Source organism: Rhizobacter sp. P5_C2, from assembly GCF_054049715.1.
The window spans coordinates 76,654-92,041 of the sequence record NZ_JBFULV010000003.1 but is presented as its reverse complement, the minus strand read 5'-3'; the positions used below and the strand labels follow the sequence as shown (position 1 = coordinate 92,041).

Annotated in this window: 13 protein-coding genes; 11 read left to right on the top strand and 2 right to left on the bottom strand. The window is 67.0% G+C overall.

The features are described 5' to 3' along the window. Positions 1-4 precede the first annotated feature (4 nt). The 10 genes from nuoF (at position 5) to ACXJLU_RS01730 (ending at position 11,930) form a co-directional block, all read left to right on the top strand. Positions 5-1,372: an NADH-quinone oxidoreductase subunit NuoF gene (gene nuoF / locus ACXJLU_RS01775; protein WP_457328794.1), complete on the top strand. Its 1,368-nt coding sequence runs from the start codon at positions 5-7 to the stop codon at positions 1,370-1,372. A gap of 18 nt (positions 1,373-1,390) precedes the next feature. Continuing rightward, complete coding sequence (nuoG, locus tag ACXJLU_RS01770) at positions 1,391-3,709, top strand: NADH-quinone oxidoreductase subunit NuoG (protein WP_457328793.1); 2,319 nt, start codon at positions 1,391-1,393, stop codon at positions 3,707-3,709. Between the two features lie 10 nt (positions 3,710-3,719). Continuing rightward, positions 3,720-4,784 (top strand): NADH-quinone oxidoreductase subunit NuoH, encoded by a 1,065-nt coding sequence (nuoH, locus tag ACXJLU_RS01765; protein WP_457328792.1) that lies wholly within the window; start codon positions 3,720-3,722, stop codon positions 4,782-4,784. 12 nt (positions 4,785-4,796) lie between these two features. Beyond that, complete coding sequence (gene nuoI / locus ACXJLU_RS01760) at positions 4,797-5,294, top strand: NADH-quinone oxidoreductase subunit NuoI (RefSeq protein WP_073467678.1); 498 nt, start codon at positions 4,797-4,799, stop codon at positions 5,292-5,294. Between the two features lie 41 nt (positions 5,295-5,335). Continuing rightward, positions 5,336-5,995, top strand: a complete 660-nt coding sequence (locus ACXJLU_RS01755; protein ID WP_457328791.1) for an NADH-quinone oxidoreductase subunit J — start codon at positions 5,336-5,338, stop codon at positions 5,993-5,995. After that, on the top strand, positions 5,992-6,318 hold the full coding sequence (gene nuoK, locus ACXJLU_RS01750) for an NADH-quinone oxidoreductase subunit NuoK (protein WP_457328790.1): 327 nt from the start codon (positions 5,992-5,994) through the stop codon (positions 6,316-6,318). Before ACXJLU_RS01755 ends, nuoK begins: the two co-directional genes overlap by 4 nt. 10 nt (positions 6,319-6,328) lie before the next feature. After that, positions 6,329-8,380 carry an NADH-quinone oxidoreductase subunit L gene (gene nuoL, locus ACXJLU_RS01745; RefSeq protein ID WP_457328789.1) on the top strand — a complete coding sequence of 684 codons (2,052 nt, stop codon included), beginning with the start codon at positions 6,329-6,331 and terminating at the stop codon, positions 8,378-8,380. 22 nt (positions 8,381-8,402) lie between these two features. Beyond that, complete coding sequence (locus ACXJLU_RS01740; protein WP_457328788.1) at positions 8,403-9,878, top strand: NADH-quinone oxidoreductase subunit M; 1,476 nt, start codon at positions 8,403-8,405, stop codon at positions 9,876-9,878. Between the two features lie 13 nt (positions 9,879-9,891). Beyond that, positions 9,892-11,376: an NADH-quinone oxidoreductase subunit NuoN gene (gene nuoN / locus ACXJLU_RS01735; RefSeq protein ID WP_457328823.1), complete on the top strand. Its 1,485-nt coding sequence runs from the start codon at positions 9,892-9,894 to the stop codon at positions 11,374-11,376. A 92-nt stretch (positions 11,377-11,468) separates the two neighbouring features. Further along, positions 11,469-11,930, top strand: coding sequence for a DUF1178 family protein (locus ACXJLU_RS01730; protein ID WP_457328787.1), 462 nt, complete (start codon positions 11,469-11,471; stop codon positions 11,928-11,930). Positions 11,931-12,275: 345 nt separating this feature from the next. On the opposite strand, the gene ACXJLU_RS01725 is transcribed toward ACXJLU_RS01730, so the two are convergent. Both ACXJLU_RS01725 and ACXJLU_RS01720 read right to left on the bottom strand, forming a co-directional pair. Next, the gene (locus tag ACXJLU_RS01725; protein WP_457328786.1) at positions 12,276-13,682 is read right to left on the bottom strand and encodes an FAD-binding oxidoreductase; all 1,407 of its coding nucleotides are present in this window, start codon (positions 13,680-13,682) and stop codon (positions 12,276-12,278) included. Beyond that, positions 13,679-14,095 (bottom strand): DUF2069 domain-containing protein, encoded by a 417-nt coding sequence (locus tag ACXJLU_RS01720; RefSeq protein ID WP_457328785.1) that lies wholly within the window; start codon positions 14,093-14,095, stop codon positions 13,679-13,681. Before ACXJLU_RS01720 ends, ACXJLU_RS01725 begins: the two co-directional genes overlap by 4 nt. A 20-nt stretch (positions 14,096-14,115) precedes the next feature. Between ACXJLU_RS01720 and ACXJLU_RS01715 the strand changes: the two genes are divergently transcribed. Next, positions 14,116-15,372 carry a YihY family inner membrane protein gene (locus ACXJLU_RS01715; RefSeq protein ID WP_073467699.1) on the top strand — a complete coding sequence of 419 codons (1,257 nt, stop codon included), beginning with the start codon at positions 14,116-14,118 and terminating at the stop codon, positions 15,370-15,372. Positions 15,373-15,388: the final 16 nt, after the last annotated feature.

The following is a 15,388-nucleotide window of genomic DNA, read 5'->3' as shown; positions in this document are numbered from 1 at the left end:
AACCATGTCGCAACCCTTGTTGGACCTCTCGAAGTTCCAGGCCACCGGTGCCGAGACCTGCTTCCACGGCCGCCACATCGGCGCGCAGATCTATGCCGACCTGAACGGCAGCAACTGGTCGCTGAAGGACTACGTCGCGCGCGGCGGCTACCAGGCGCTGCGCAAGATCCTGACCGGTGAATTCCAGGGCGCCACCGGCGAGCCGATGACGCCCGAGCAGGTGATCRCCGAGGTCAAGACCTCGGGCCTGCGCGGCCGCGGCGGCGCGGGCTTTCCGACCGGCCTGAAGTGGAGCTTCATGCCGCGCCAGTTCCCGGGGCAGAAGTACCTCGTCTGCAACTCCGACGAAGGCGAGCCGGGCACCTGCAAGGACCGCGACATCCTGATGTTCAACCCGCACATCGTCATCGAAGGCATGGCGATCGCGGCGTTCGCGATGGGCATCACGGTCGGCTACAACTACATCCACGGCGAGATCTTCGAGGTGTACGACCGCTTCGAAGCGGCCCTGGAAGAAGCCCGTGCGGCCGGATTCCTCGGCGACAGGATCCTCGGCTCGAACTTCACCTTCCAGCTGCATGGCGCGCACGGCTTCGGCGCCTACATCTGCGGCGAAGAAACCGCGCTGCTCGAATCGCTCGAAGGCAAGAAGGGCCAGCCGCGCTTCAAGCCGCCGTTCCCGGCCAGCTACGGCCTGTACGGCAAGCCGACGACGATCAACAACACCGAGACCTTCGCCGCGGTGCCGTGGATCATCCGCAACGGCGGCCAGCCCTACCTCGAGATCGGCAAGCCGAACAACGGCGGCACCAAGATCTTCTCGGTGGTCGGCGACGTCGAACGCCCCGGCAACTTCGAGGTCCCGCTGGGCACGCCGTTCTCGAAGCTGCTCGAACTCGCCGGCGGCGTGCGCCAGGGCCGCACGCTGAAGGCGGTGATCCCCGGCGGCTCGTCGGCCCCGGTGCTGCCGGCGTCGATCATGATGGACACCACGATGGACTACGACGCCATCGCGAAGGCCGGCTCGATGCTCGGCTCGGGCGCCGTCATCGTGATGGACGACTCGCGCTGCATGGTCAAGAGCCTGCTGCGCCTGTCGTACTTCTACATGCACGAGAGCTGCGGCCAGTGCACGCCGTGCCGCGAAGGCACCGGCTGGCTGTACCGCATGGTCGACCGCATCGAGCACGGCCAGGGCCGCATGGAAGACATCGACCTGCTGAACTCGGTGGCCGACAACATCCAGGGCCGCACCATCTGCGCGCTGGGCGACGCGGCGGCGATGCCGGTGCGCGCGATGATCAAACACTTCCGTGATGAGTTCATCCATCACATCGAGCACAAGACCTGCGCGGTCAAGGTGCACGCCTGACCTCCTGGGCTTCCTCACATGATTGAAATCGAACTCGACGGCCAGAAGGTCCAGGTCACCGAAGGCAGCATGGTGATGCATGCGGCCGACAAGGCGGGCACCTACATCCCGCACTTCTGCTATCACAAGAAGCTGTCCATCGCGGCCAACTGCCGCATGTGCCTGGTCGACGTCGAGAAGGCGCCGAAGCCGATGCCCGCCTGCGCCACGCCGGTGACGCAGGGCATGGTCGTTCGCACCAAGAGCGACAAGGCGCTGAAGGCCCAGCAGGGCGTGATGGAATTCCTGCTGATCAACCACCCGCTCGATTGCCCGATCTGCGACCAGGGCGGCGAGTGCCAGCTGCAGGACCTGGCCGTCGGCTACGGCGGTTCGTCGTCGCGCTACACCGAAGAAAAACGCGTCGTCTTCCACAAGGATGTCGGCCCGCTGATCTCGATGGAAGAGATGAGCCGCTGCATCCACTGCACGCGCTGCGTGCGCTTCGGCCAGGAAGTGTCGGGCGTGATGGAGCTCGGCATGATCCACCGCGGCGAGCACTCCGAGATCACCACCGTCGTCGGCGACACCGTCGACAGCGAGCTGTCGGGCAACATGATCGACATCTGCCCGGTCGGCGCGCTCACCAGCAAGCCGTTCCGCTACAGCGCCCGCACCTGGGAGCTCTCGCGCCGCAAGAGCGTCAGCCCGCACGACGGCACCGGTGCCAACCTGATCGTGCAGGTCAAGAACAACAAGGTGCTGCGCGTCGTTCCGCTCGAGAACGAAGACGTCAACGAATGCTGGCTGGCCGACCGCGACCGCTTCTCGTACGAAGCCGTCAACAGCGACCAGCGCCTGACCGCGCCGATGATCAAGCAGGGCGGCGAGTGGACCACCGTCGACTGGACCACCGCGCTCGAGTACGTGGCCAAGGGCCTGTCGCAGATCAAGGCCGACCACGGTGCGAAGAGCATCGGCGCCGTCGGCTCGGCGCACGCCACCGTCGAAGAGCTGCACCTGCTCGCGAAGCTGGTGCGCGGGCTCGGCAGCGAGAACATCGACCACCGCACGCGCCATGCCGATTTCCGCAGCGCGGGCGAGGCCGGCGTGCGCTGGCTGGGCACCAGCATCGCGTCGCTGTCGACGCTGCAGCGCGTGCTGGTCGTCGGCTCGTTCCTGCGCAAGGATCACCCGCTGTTCGCGCAGCGCATCCGCCAGGCCGCCCGCAAGGGCGCCAAGGTGCACAGCCTGCACGCGCTGGCCGATGACTGGCTGATGCCGATGGCGAGCCAGCAGGCCGTGGCGCCGAGCGGCTGGGTCAACGCGCTGGGCGCCATCGCCGCGGCCGTGGCCGCTGCGAAGGGCGTCGCCGCACCGCTGGCGACCGCTGCCACCGACGCTGCCACTGCGGTTGCCACGTCCTTGCTGAGCGGCGAGCGCAAGGCCGTGCTGCTGGGCAACGCGGCCGCGCAGCATCCGCAAGCCACCGAGCTGCTGGCCCTCGCCAACTGGATCGGCGCGCAGACCGGCGCGAGCGTCGGCTACCTGACCGAAGCCGGCAACAGCGTCGGCGCGCAGCTCGTCAACGCGCTGCCGGGCGCCAGTGGCCTGAACGCCGGCCAGATGCTCGGCGGATCGCTGCGCGCCTGCCTGCTGCTGAACGTCGAGCCCGAGTTCGACGCCGCGAATCCGCTGGCCGCGAAGGCGGCGCTGCAGTCGGCCGACATGGTGGTGGCGCTCACGTCCTTCAAGGACGCCGCGCTCGATGTCGCCGACGTGCTGCTGCCGATCGCACCGTTCACCGAAACCTCCGGCACCTTCGTCAACGCCGAAGGCCGGGTGCAGAGCTTCCACGGCGTCGTCAAGCCGCTGGGCGACGCCCGTCCGGCCTGGAAGGTGCTGCGCGTGCTGGGCAACCTGCTGGGCCTGAAGGGCTTCGACCAGGAGACCTCGGAAGAGGTGCGGGCCGAGGCGCTGGGCGATGTCGCCACCGTGGCTTCGCGCCTGAGCAATGCCACCACGCAGACGGCCGCCGCTTCGGCCGCCGCCGGCGGCACCGAGCGCATCGCCGACGTGCCGATCTACTCGGCCGACAGCCTGGTGCGCCGCGCCACGTCGCTGCAGCTCACCGCCGATGCGCGCCCGCCGGTCGCGTCGCTGGGCAGCGCGCAGTGGTTGCAGCTCGGCCTGGCGGACGGCGACACCGTGCGCGTCTCGCAAGGCGGCGCCGCCATCACGCTGCCCGCGCGGCTCGACGCGAGCCTGGCGGCCGGCACCGTCCGCGTTCCCGCCGGCCACGCGCTGACCGCCGCGCTCGGCGCGATGTTCGGCCCGCTGTCGATCGAGAAGGCCTGAAGCACCCACCATGATCGATACCTTCAACCTCTACGGCACCCAGTACCTGGGGGCGGCCTGGCCGGTGGTCTGGACGCTGATCAAGATCATCGTCGTCGTGCTGCCGCTGCTGGGCTGCGTCGCCTACCTCACGCTGTGGGAGCGCAAGGCCATCGGCTGGACGCAGATCCGCCCGGGTCCGAACCGCGTCGGCCCGTGGGGCCTGCTGACGCCGATCGCCGATGCGGTCAAGCTGATCTTCAAGGAGATCATCCTGCCGACCGCGGCGAACCGCCCGCTGTTCCTGATCGGCCCGGTGATGACGATCATGCCGGCGCTGGCCGCCTGGGCCGTCATCCCGTTCGGCCCCGAGGTGGCGCTGGCCAACATCAACGCCGGCCTGCTGTTCCTGATGGCGATCACCTCGATGGAGGTCTACGGCGTGATCATCGCCGGCTGGGCGTCGAACTCGAAGTACGCTTTCCTCGGCGCGCTGCGCGCGTCGGCGCAGATGGTCAGCTACGAGATCGCGATGGGCTTCGCGCTGGTCGTCGTGCTGATGGTCAGCGGCAGCCTGAACATGACCGACATCGTGCTCGGCCAGGGCAAGGGCTTCGCCGCCAGCCACGGCTTCACGATCTTCTCGTGGAACTGGCTGCCGCTGCTGCCGATCTTCGTCGTCTACTTCATCTCGGGTCTCGCGGAAACCAACCGCCACCCGTTCGACGTCGTCGAAGGCGAATCGGAAATCGTCGCCGGCCACATGGTCGAGTACTCGGGCATGTCGTTCGCGATGTTCTTCCTCGCCGAATACGCGAACATGATCCTGGTGTCGATCCTGTGCGTGACGCTGTTCCTCGGGGGATGGCTGTCGCCGGTCGACCACTGGCTGTTCAACTGGGTGCCGGGCTGGATCTGGCTGGGTGCCAAGACCTTCGTCGTCGTGACCATGTTCCTGTGGGTGCGCGCGACCTTCCCGCGCTACCGCTACGACCAGATCATGCGCCTGGGCTGGAAGATCTTCATCCCGGTCACGCTGGTGTGGCTGGTGGTCGTCGGGCTGTGGTTGCAGTCCCCTCTCAGCCTCTGGAAGTAAGGAGAGAAGACCATGTCTGCAGTGGCTTCCATCAAGGACCTGTTCTCGAGTTTCATGCTCACCGAGCTGTTCAAGGGCCTGGCCCTGACCGGCCGGCACTTCCTGTCGCCGCACATCACCGTGCAGTTCCCGGAAGAAAAGACGCCGGCGTCGCCGCGCTTCCGCGGCCTGCACGCGCTGCGCCGCTACGACAACGGCGAAGAGCGTTGCATCGCCTGCAAGCTGTGCGAAGCGGTCTGCCCGGCGATGGCGATCACGATCGAATCCGAGGTGCGTGACGACGGCTCGCGCCGCACGACGCGCTACGACATCGACCTGACCAAGTGCATCTTCTGCGGCTTCTGCGAAGAGAGCTGCCCGGTCGACTCGATCGTCGAGACGCACATCTTCGAATACCACGGCGAAAAGCGCGGCGACCTGTACTTCACGAAGGACATGCTGCTGGCCGTCGGTGACCGCTACGAAGCCGAGATCGCCGCCAACAAGGAGGCAGACGCCCGCTATCGTTGACCGTCCCCCCGAGGACGGTCGGCACGGTGCTCGACAAGAATATGGACATTCCGACCGCGCTCTTCTACATCTTCTCGGCCGTGCTGCTGGGAGCTTCATTCCGCGTGATCACCGCGCGCAGCCCGGTGCATGCCGCGCTGTTCCTGGTGCTGGCGTTCTTCTCGGCCTCCTGCGTGTGGATGCTGCTGCACGCCGAGTTCCTCGCGATCTCGCTGGTGCTCGTCTACGTCGGCGCCGTGATGGTGCTGTTCCTGTTCGTCGTGATGATGCTCGACATCAATGTCGACTCGCTGCGCCAGGGCTTCTGGACGCACTTCCCGGTCGCGGCGCTGGTCGGCGTGATCATCGTGCTCGAGATGGCCGCGGTGCTGATCCCCGGCTTCGACGTGCGCAGCGCGCCGGTGGCCGATGCCGCCGCGCTGCAGCTGGGCAACACCAAGCTGCTCGGCATCCAGATCTACACGCACTACCTGTACCCGCTGCAGATCGCGGCCGTGCTGCTGCTGGTGGCGATCATCGCGGCGATCGCGCTGACACTGCGCCAGCGCAAGGATTCGAAGGCGATGAACCCGTCGCAGCAGGTCCGCGCGAAGAAGGCCGACCGCGTGCGCATCATCAAGATGAAGGCCGAGGTCGAAGCACCGCCTGCGCCGCCGGCACCGCCCGCTGCTGAATCGGCCCGAGGAGACGCCAAGCCATGAGTTCATTCGCCCTCGGCCCGGTCACGCTGGGCCACTACCTGACGCTGGGCGCGATCCTGTTCGCGCTGTCGGTGATCGGCATCTTCCTGAACCGCAAGAACCTGATCGTGCTGCTGATGGCCATCGAGCTGATGCTGCTGGCGGTCAACCTGAACTTCGTCGCGTTCTCGCATTTCCTCGGCGACATGGCGGGGCAGGTGTTCGTGTTCTTCATCCTGACCGTCGCGGCCGCGGAGTCCGCGATCGGCCTCGCGATCCTGGTGGTGCTGTTCCGCAATCGGGCGACCATCAACGTCGACGAGCTCGACTCCCTCAAGGGCTGAGCACAACAACATGTCTGCAACACTCTCCCAGAACATGCTGCTCGCGGTGCCGCTGGCGCCGCTGGTCGGTGCCGTCGTCGCCGGGCTCTTCGGCAAGCAGGTGGGCCGCCGTGGCGCGCACACCGTGACCATCCTCGGCGTGCTGATCGCCTTCATCATCTCGGCGATGACGCTGAAGGCGGTGGCCGTCGACGGCGCGCGCTTCAACGCCACCGTCTACGAGTGGATGACGCTCGGCGCGCTGAAGATGGAGATCGGCTTCCTGGTCGACGGCCTGACCGCGATGATGATGTGCGTCGTGACCTTCGTGTCGCTGATGGTGCACATCTACACCATCGGCTACATGGAAGAAGACCCGGGCTACCAGCGCTTCTTCTCGTACATCTCGCTGTTCACCTTCTCGATGCTGATGCTCGTGATGAGCAACAACATGCTGCAGCTGTTCTTCGGCTGGGAGGCGGTGGGCCTGGTGTCGTACCTGCTGATCGGCTTCTGGTTCACGCGGCCGTCGGCGGTGTTCGCGAACATGAAGGCCTTCCTGGTGAACCGGGTCGGCGACTTCGGCTTCATCCTCGGCATCGGCCTGCTGCTGGCGTTCGGCAACACGCTGAACTACAGCGAGATCTTCGCGAAGGCGCCCGAGCTGGCCAAGGCGGTGTTCCCCGGCACCGAATGGATGCTGCTGACGGTGGCCTGCATCTGCCTGTTCATCGGTGCGATGGGCAAGAGCGCGCAGGTGCCGCTGCACGTCTGGCTGCCCGACTCGATGGAAGGCCCGACGCCGATTTCCGCGCTGATCCACGCGGCGACGATGGTGACGGCCGGCATCTTCATGGTGGCGCGCATGTCGCCGCTGTTCGAGCTGTCCGACGTGGCGCTGAGCTTCGTGCTGGTGATCGGCGCGATCACCGCGCTGTTCATGGGCTTCCTCGGCATCATCCAGAACGACATCAAGCGCGTCGTCGCGTACTCGACGCTGTCGCAGCTCGGCTACATGACGGTGGCGCTCGGCGCCTCGGCCTACTCGGTCGCGGTGTTCCACCTGATGACGCACGCGTTCTTCAAGGCGCTGCTGTTCCTCGCGGCCGGCTCGGTGATCATCGGCATGCACCACGACCAGGACATCCGCAACATGGGCGGCCTGCGCAAGTACATGCCGATCACCTGGATCACGTCGCTGCTGGGTTCGCTGGCGCTGATCGGCACGCCGCTGTTCTCGGGCTTCTACTCGAAGGACAGCATCATCGAGGCGGTGCATGCCAGCCACCTGCCGGGTGCCGGCTTCGCGTACATCGCGGTGATCGTCGGCGTGTTCGTCACGGCCTTCTATTCGTTCCGGATGTATTTCCTCGTCTTCCACGGCAAGGAGAACTTCCGCCACAAGCCGTTCCCGGTGGAAGACGATGAGCACGGTCACCACGATGACGAGCACGGCCACCATGAACCGCATGTGCCGCACGAATCGCCGTGGGTCGTCACCGCGCCGCTGCTGCTGCTGGCGATCCCGTCGGTCGTGATCGGCTTCATGGCGATCCAGGGCATGCTGTACGGCGGCTTCTTCGAGGACTCGATCTTCATCAACCCGGAAAAGCACCCGGCGATGGAAGAGATGAAGAACGAGTTCCACGGTGCCGTCGCGATGGCGCTGCACGGGCTCATGTCGCTGCCGTTCTGGCTGGCGCTCGCGGGCGTCGTCACCGCCTACGTGTTCTACATGGTCAAGCCGGCCATTCCGGCGTGGATCAAGTCGAAGTTCGGCTTCCTCTACACGCTGCTCGAGAACAAGTACTACTTCGACTGGTTCAACGAGAAGGTGCTGTCGGCCGGCGCGCGCCTGCTGGGCCGCGGGCTGTGGAAGGGCGGCGACGTCGCCATCATCGACGGCGTGCTGATCAACGGCTCGGCGCGTGCGGTCGGTGCGTTCGCGTCGGTGGTGCGCGTCGTGCAGACCGGCTACCTCTATTGGTATGCGCTGGTGATGATCCTCGGCGTGATCCTCCTGATGACCTGGCAGCTGTGGGGTCCGCTGATGAGCGCGGCCGGCAGCCTGTTCAGCAAGTAAAAGTGGCACGGAGAACAAGAACATGGGTTTGCTGAGCCTTGCCATCTGGCTGCCGATCGTCGCGGGCATCGTCCTGCTGCTGGTCGGCCGCGACGAGCATGCCAATGCGGTGCGCTGGATCGCGCTGGTCGCCGCGATCGCGAGCTTCGCGGTCACGATTCCGCTGATCACCGGCTTCGACGCCGGTACCGCCGCGATGCAGTTCCAGGAGAACCTGAGCTGGATCGAGCGCCTGAACGTGCACTACCACCTGGGGGTCGACGGCATCTCGGTGTGGTTCGTGCTGCTGACGGCCTTCATCACGATCATCGTCGTGATCGCCGCGTGGCAGGTGATCACCGACCGCGTCAACCAGTACATGGGCGCGTTCCTGATCCTGTCGGGGATCATGGTCGGCGTGTTCAGCGCGCTCGACGGCCTGCTGTTCTACGTGTTCTTCGAGGCCACGCTGATCCCGATGTACATCATCATCGGCGTCTGGGGCGGCCCGCGCCGGGTCTATGCGGCGTTCAAGTTCTTCCTGTACACGCTGGCCGGCTCGCTGCTGATGCTGATCGCGCTGATCTTCCTGTACTTCAAGTCGGGCGGCAGCTTCGAGATCCTCACCTGGCACAAGTTGCCGCTGGGCATGCATGCGCAGACGCTGCTGTTCTTCGCGTTCTTCGCGGCCTTCGCGGTCAAGGTGCCGATGTGGCCGGTGCACACCTGGCTGCCCGACGCCCACGTCGAGGCGCCCACCGGCGGCTCGGTGGTGCTGGCCGCCATCATGCTGAAGCTCGGCGCCTACGGCTTCCTGCGCTTCTCGATGCCGATCGCACCCGACGCGAGCCACGCCTACGACTGGTTCATCATCGCGCTGTCGCTGATCGCGGTGGTCTACATCGGCCTGGTCGCGCTGGTGCAGCAGGACATGAAGAAGCTGGTGGCCTATTCGTCGATCGCCCACATGGGCTTCGCGACGCTCGGCTTCTTCATCTTCAGCGAGCTCGGCGTCTCGGGCGCGCTGGTGCAGATGATCTCGCACGGCTTCGTGTCGGGCGCGATGTTCCTGTGCATCGGCGTGCTCTACGACCGCGTGCACTCGCGCGAGATCTCGAGCTACGGCGGCGTCGTCAACACGATGCCCAAGTTCGCCACGTTCGCGGTGCTGTTCGCGATGGCCAACTGCGGCCTGCCGGGCACCGGCGGCTTCGTCGGCGAGTGGATGGTGATCCTCGGCGCGGTGAAGGCCAACTTCTGGCTCGGCGCGACGGCCGCGACCACGCTGGTGTTCGGCGCCGCCTACACGCTGTGGATGGTCAAGCGGGTGTACTTCGGGCCGGTGGCCAACGAAGACGTGCGCGCGCTCGAAGACATCAACGCCCGCGAATTCCTGATGCTCGCCCTGCTGGCCGTGGCCGTGCTGTGGATGGGCGTGTACCCGAAGCCCTTTACCGACACCATGCACGTCAGCGTGACCGAGCTGCTGAAGCACGTGGCCGTCTCGAAACTGAATTGAAGCGGCGGCAATGATGATCAAAGACATGAACTGGCTGGCCGTCTACCCGGAGCTGGTATTGCTCGTGATGGCCTGCGTGGTCGCGATGGTCGACCTGTGGGTGACCGATCCGAAGCGCACGCCGACCTACTGGCTGACGCAGGCGACGCTCGCGGTGGTCGGCGTCATGCACCTGCTGTACTTCGACGCCGGCTTCACCGTCTACGGCATGCAGCGCATGATGGTGACCGACCCGCTCGGCCACCTGCTGGGCTTCTTCGCGGCGCTGGCGGTGATGGTCACGCTGGTCTACGCGCGGCCGTATGCCGAGAGCCGCGAGATGCTGAAGGGCGAGCTGTTCACGCTGTCGCTGTTCTCGCTGCTGGGCATCTCGGTGATGCTGGCGGCCAACAACTTCCTGGTGATCTACCTCGGCCTGGAGCTGATGTCGCTGTCGCTGTATGCGCTGACCGCGATGCGCCGCGACCATGCCCAGTCGACCGAAGCCGCGATGAAGTACTTCGTGCTCGGCGCGCTGGCCAGCGGCTTCCTGCTGTACGGCCTGTCGATGATGTACGGCGCGACCGGCTCGCTCGACATCCCGAAGGTGTTCAACGAGATCGCGGGCGGCCGCATCAACCCGACGGTGCTGGCGCTCGGCCTGGTGTTCATCGTCTCCGGCCTGGCGTTCAAGCTCGGCGCGGTGCCGTTCCACATGTGGCTGCCCGACGTGTACCACGGCGCGCCGACGGCGGTCACGCTGCTGATCGCCGGGGCGCCGAAGCTCGCGGCCTTCGCGATGACCTTCCGCCTGCTGGTCGAGGGCCTGTCGGGCGTGGCCGGCGACTGGCAGCAGATGATGATGGTGCTGGCGATCGCGTCGATGTTCCTGGGCAACCTGGCGGCCATCGCGCAGAGCAACCTGAAGCGGATGCTCGCGTACTCGACGATCGCGCAGATGGGCTTCATGCTGCTCGGCTTCACGACCACCGTGATCACCGGCAACACGCTGTCGGCCTCGAACGGCTACAGCTCGGCGCTGTTCTACATGGTGACCTACGTCTTCACGACGCTCGGCACCTTCGGCATCGTGATGCTGCTGTCGCGCCAGGGCTTCGAGTCGGAGAACGTCGACGACCTGAAGGGCCTGGCCAAGCGCAACCCGTGGTACGCCGGCGTGATGGCGATCTTCATGTTCTCGCTGGCCGGCATCCCGCCGACGGTGGGCTTCTATGCCAAGCTCGCGGTGCTGCAGGCGCTGATCACGACCAACGTCACCTTCTACATCGTCGTCGCGGTGCTGGCGGTGCTGCTGTCGCTGGTGGGCGCGTTCTACTACCTGCGCCTGGTGAAGGTGATGTACTTCGAAGACCCGGTCGACACCCAGCCGATCGTCGCCGCGAGCGATGTGCGGCTGGTGCTGTCGCTGAACGGCGCGGCCGTGCTGTTCTTCGGCATCCTGCCGGGCGGCCTGATGGCGCTGTGCTCGCAGGCGATCCTGAAGGCGCTGTCGACCTGAAGTCGGCTGAGTCGTTGCGGAATTGGCGTGCTGGCGGGCGGGGCATCGCGCCGCCGGCCCCGTCTGCGGCGGCGTCTGCCCATAATGCGCGCATGAAAGTGCTCAACCTGTGCTGCGCGCAAGACCATCGCTTCGAAGGCTGGTTCGGCTCGGAAGCCGATTTCCAGTCGCAGTTCGAAGGCGGGCTGGTCGAATGCCCGTTGTGCGGTGACAAGGCGGTCACCCGCCTGCCGAGCGCGCCGAGGTTGAACGTGTCGGGCGCCCGCGAGCCGAAGGCAACGGCCCCGGCGCCCGCCGAGCATCCGGTGCCGGCCACGCCGGAGGCGATCACGATGCAGGCGATGTGGATGAAGGCGGTGCAGCACGTGATGGCGAACACCGACGACGTCGGCGAGCGCTTTGCCGAAGAGGCCCGTCGCATGCACTACGGTGAAGCCGAAGAGCGTGCGATCCGCGGCCGCGCGACCCGCGAAGACGCACAGGCGCTGGCCGATGAAGGCATCGAGGTGATGCCGCTGCCGCTGCCTGCAGCCGCAAAGGGCCGGCTTCAGTAGGCATTCGCGCGGCATCCGCGTGGCAAAGGCGCGGGTGGGGAGGCTGTGGCTCGCCGTCAGGTGCGGTCTTCGCCCCTCTCGGGGCGACGACTTCCCTCCGCTGACTGGTTTCATGGCCCGTCGCCGAAACTCCCGTCACTCACTTCGTTCGTTGTGGTCAAACAGTCGGCGACAGTCAGTTCACGAAGCGTGCTGCGCACGCGGGCCATGAAACCAGCCAGCTCCGGCGCCCCCTCCTAATTGGCGCTCCACAGCCTCCCCACCCGCGCCTTTGAGGCACCACCGGGCTCTTTCGGAAGGTGACAAGCGAACAAGTGGGGGTTGATCTCCGGTTTGGCCTCCCGCCTACACGACTCTTCCAGGATTCATCAAGCCGTTCGGGTCCAGCGCCGCCTTGATCGCCCGCATCAGCCCCAGCGCCACCGGCGACTTGCGCTGCGCCAGCTCGTCGCGCTTCAGCTCGCCGATCCCGTGCTCGGCCGAGATCGACCCGCCGCTCGCCCCCACCGCGTCGTAGACGATCGTGTTGACCGCCGCCTCGTGCTGCTGCAGGAACTGCTTCGCATCGCCACCTTCGGGCGCCTGCACGTTGTAGTGCAGGTTGCCGTCGCCCAGGTGGCCGAAGTTGACCAGCCGCACGCCCGGCAGCGCCGCCCGCAGCGCCGCATCGGTGGCGGCGACGAAGTCGACGATGCGCGACACCGGCAGCGAGATGTCGTGCTTGATGTTCAGCCCTTCCTCCGACTGCGCCAGCGGAATCGACTCGCGCAGGTGCCACAGCCCGTTCGATTGCTCGATGCTCTCGGCCACCGCGGCATCGGTGATCAGGCCTTGCTCCAGCGCGCTCTCCAGCAGGCCTTCGAACAGCCCGCGCGCATGCGCCTCGCTCTCGGTGTCGGATTGCTCCAGCAGCACCGTCCACGGCGAAGGCGGCAGCGGCTGGCGCAGCTGCGGGTAGTGGCGCCGCACCAGGCCCAGCGCGAACTCGCCCATCACCTCGAAGCCCGTCAGCCCGGCGCCGAGCCGCGCCTGCGCCAGCTGCAGCAGCGCCACCGCCGCCGGCAGCGAGGGCAGCGCGGCCAGCGCCGTCAGCGTCGCGGCGGGCTGCGGGTAGAGCTTCAGCGTGGCCGCGGTGATGATGCCGAGCGTGCCCTCGCTGCCGATGAAGAGATCGCGCAGGTCGTAGCCGGTGTTGTCCTTGCGCAGGCCCGACAGCCCGTTCCACACCTCGCCCTGCGCGGTGACGACTTCCAGCCCCAGGCACAACTCGCGTGCATTGCCATAGCGCAGCACCTGCGTGCCGCCGGCATTGGTCGCCAGGTTGCCGCCGATCGTGCAGCTGCCTTCGGCCGCGAGGCTCAGCGGGAACAACAGGCCGGCGGCCGCGGCCGCTTCCTGCACCGACTGCAGCACGCAGCCGGCCTCGACCGTCATCGTCAGGTTGGCGGCATCGATGCTGCGCACGCGGTCCATGCGCGACAGCGTCAGCAGCACCTGGGTGCCGCTGTCGTCCGGCACGCCGCCGCCGACCAGCCCGGTGTTGCCACCCTGCGGCACGATACTCACGCCGTGCCGCGCGCACGCGGTCACCACCTGGGAGACCTCCTCGGTCGAACCCGGCCGCACGACGGCCAGCGCCTTGCCACGGTAGCGCTTGCGCCAGTCCTGTTCATAGCCGGCCAGGTCGCCATCGGTCAGCACGTTGGCCGGGCCGACGATCGCGCGCAGCGATTCGAGCAGCAGCGGCTTCATGCGGCTTCCTCGGTGCGGCGCGCATGCCCGAGCCGCCAGCGCACGTGCAGCCCGCAGGCGGCGAACAGCAGCACGCACAGCAGCACCTCGACCAGTCCGAGGGTCGCGCCGGGCCCGCGGTCGCTGCCGGCACGCACCACGCCTTCGATGAAGTACAGCCACACCAGCAGGCTGACCCAGCGGTAGGTGTACAGGCGGTGGCGCAGCAGGCCGGCCAGCGCGAAGACGAGCGGCAGCACCTTCAGCGCGAGCCAGGTGCCGCCCGGCCGCAAGGGCGCGAGCCACAGTTCCCAGGCCACGCCGAGCACGATCAGCCCGGCGACGCTGCCGACGGCGAGCGCGCGGGTCCACAGCACGACAGGGGGGAGGGGGGCCGACGAAGCGTCGGCAGGAGAAGCAGGGGGCGCAGTCATCGCTGGCTATGATGCCATCGATGAATCTCCCGACCTCCGCCGAAGCCCATGCCCTGAAAGAGACATGGCGGGAGCAGTTGTCGCGCCTGCTGCAGACGCTGCAGACCTGGCCCTGGCTCGAGACGCTGATCACGCTGCGCCAGCGCTTTCGCGAGGACCGCCTGGGCCTGACGGCCAGCAGCCTGACCTTCACGACGCTGATCTCGCTGGTGCCGCTGGTCACCGTGATGCTGGCGGTCTTCACCGCCTTCCCGATGTTCTCCAGCTTCCAGGATGCGCTGCAGAAATACTTCCTGCAGAGCCTGGTGCCGGATGCGATCGCCAAGCCGGTGCTGGGCGCGCTGACGCAGTTCGCGAGCAAGGCGAACCGGCTCGGCACCTTCGGCCTGGTGGTGCTGGTGTTCACCGCCATCGCACTGATGCTGACGATCGACCGCACGCTGAACGCGATCTGGCGCGTGCCGAAGCCGCGGCCGATCGCGCAGCGCGTGCTGGTGTACTGGGCGGCCGTCACGCTCGGGCCGCTGCTGCTGGGCGTGAGCCTGTCGCTCACCTCGTATGCGATCTCGGCCTCGCGCGGGGTCGTCGGCGTGATGCCCGGCGGTGTCAGCTTCCTGCTGAACGTGCTCGAGTTCGCGCTGCTGTCGGCCGCGATGGCGGGACTGTTCCATTACGTGCCGAACACGCTGGTGCGCTGGCGGCATGCGGCCGCGGGCGGCGTGTTCGTCGCGGCCGGCTTCGAGGTCGCGAAGAAGGGCCTGGCCTGGTACCTGAGCTCGGTGCCGACCTACACCACGCTGTACGGCGCGTTCGCGACGGTGCCGATCCTGCTGATCTGGATCTACCTCGGCTGGGTGATCGTGCTGCTGGGCGCGGTGGTCGCGGCCTATGCGCCGAGCCTGCAGATGCGCGTGATCCGCCGGCCGTCGACGCCGGGCTACCTGTTCCAGCTGGCGGTCGGCATGCTGCGCGAGCTGGCGCAGGCGCGCGCGGCCAGCACGCACGGCCTCAGCGCGGCGCAGCTGTCGGAGACGCTGCGCACCGATCCGCTGCAGATCGAGCCGCTGCTCGACACGCTGGTCGCGATCGACTGGGTCGGCCGGCTCGACGAAGACGGCAACGCGCGCTACGTGCTGCTGTGCGATCCGGCGACCACCTCGGCGCAGCCGCTGATCGCGCAGGTGCTGCTCGACCCGACGCCGACGCTGCGCGGCTTCTGGCACCGCGCGCATTTCGGCAACATGATGCTGAAGGACGTGATCGCCAGCGACCCGTAGCCCGGATGCCCATCCG

Coding starts and splice junctions, on each gene's coding strand:
- nuoG (WP_457328793.1), top strand. CDS start 1,391: ATGATTGAAATCGAACTCGACGGCCAGAAGGTCCAGGTCACCGAAGGC.
- nuoH (WP_457328792.1), top strand. CDS start 3,720: ATGATCGATACCTTCAACCTCTACGGCACCCAGTACCTGGGGGCGGCC.
- nuoI (WP_073467678.1), top strand. CDS start 4,797: ATGTCTGCAGTGGCTTCCATCAAGGACCTGTTCTCGAGTTTCATGCTC.
- ACXJLU_RS01755 (WP_457328791.1), top strand. CDS start 5,336: ATGGACATTCCGACCGCGCTCTTCTACATCTTCTCGGCCGTGCTGCTG.
- nuoK (WP_457328790.1), top strand. CDS start 5,992: ATGAGTTCATTCGCCCTCGGCCCGGTCACGCTGGGCCACTACCTGACG.
- nuoL (WP_457328789.1), top strand. CDS start 6,329: ATGTCTGCAACACTCTCCCAGAACATGCTGCTCGCGGTGCCGCTGGCG.
- ACXJLU_RS01740 (WP_457328788.1), top strand. CDS start 8,403: ATGGGTTTGCTGAGCCTTGCCATCTGGCTGCCGATCGTCGCGGGCATC.
- nuoN (WP_457328823.1), top strand. CDS start 9,892: ATGATCAAAGACATGAACTGGCTGGCCGTCTACCCGGAGCTGGTATTG.
- ACXJLU_RS01730 (WP_457328787.1), top strand. CDS start 11,469: ATGAAAGTGCTCAACCTGTGCTGCGCGCAAGACCATCGCTTCGAAGGC.
- ACXJLU_RS01725 (WP_457328786.1), bottom strand. CDS start 13,682: ATGAAGCCGCTGCTGCTCGAATCGCTGCGCGCGATCGTCGGCCCGGCC.
- ACXJLU_RS01720 (WP_457328785.1), bottom strand. CDS start 14,095: ATGACTGCGCCCCCTGCTTCTCCTGCCGACGCTTCGTCGGCCCCCCTC.
- ACXJLU_RS01715 (WP_073467699.1), top strand. CDS start 14,116: ATGAATCTCCCGACCTCCGCCGAAGCCCATGCCCTGAAAGAGACATGG.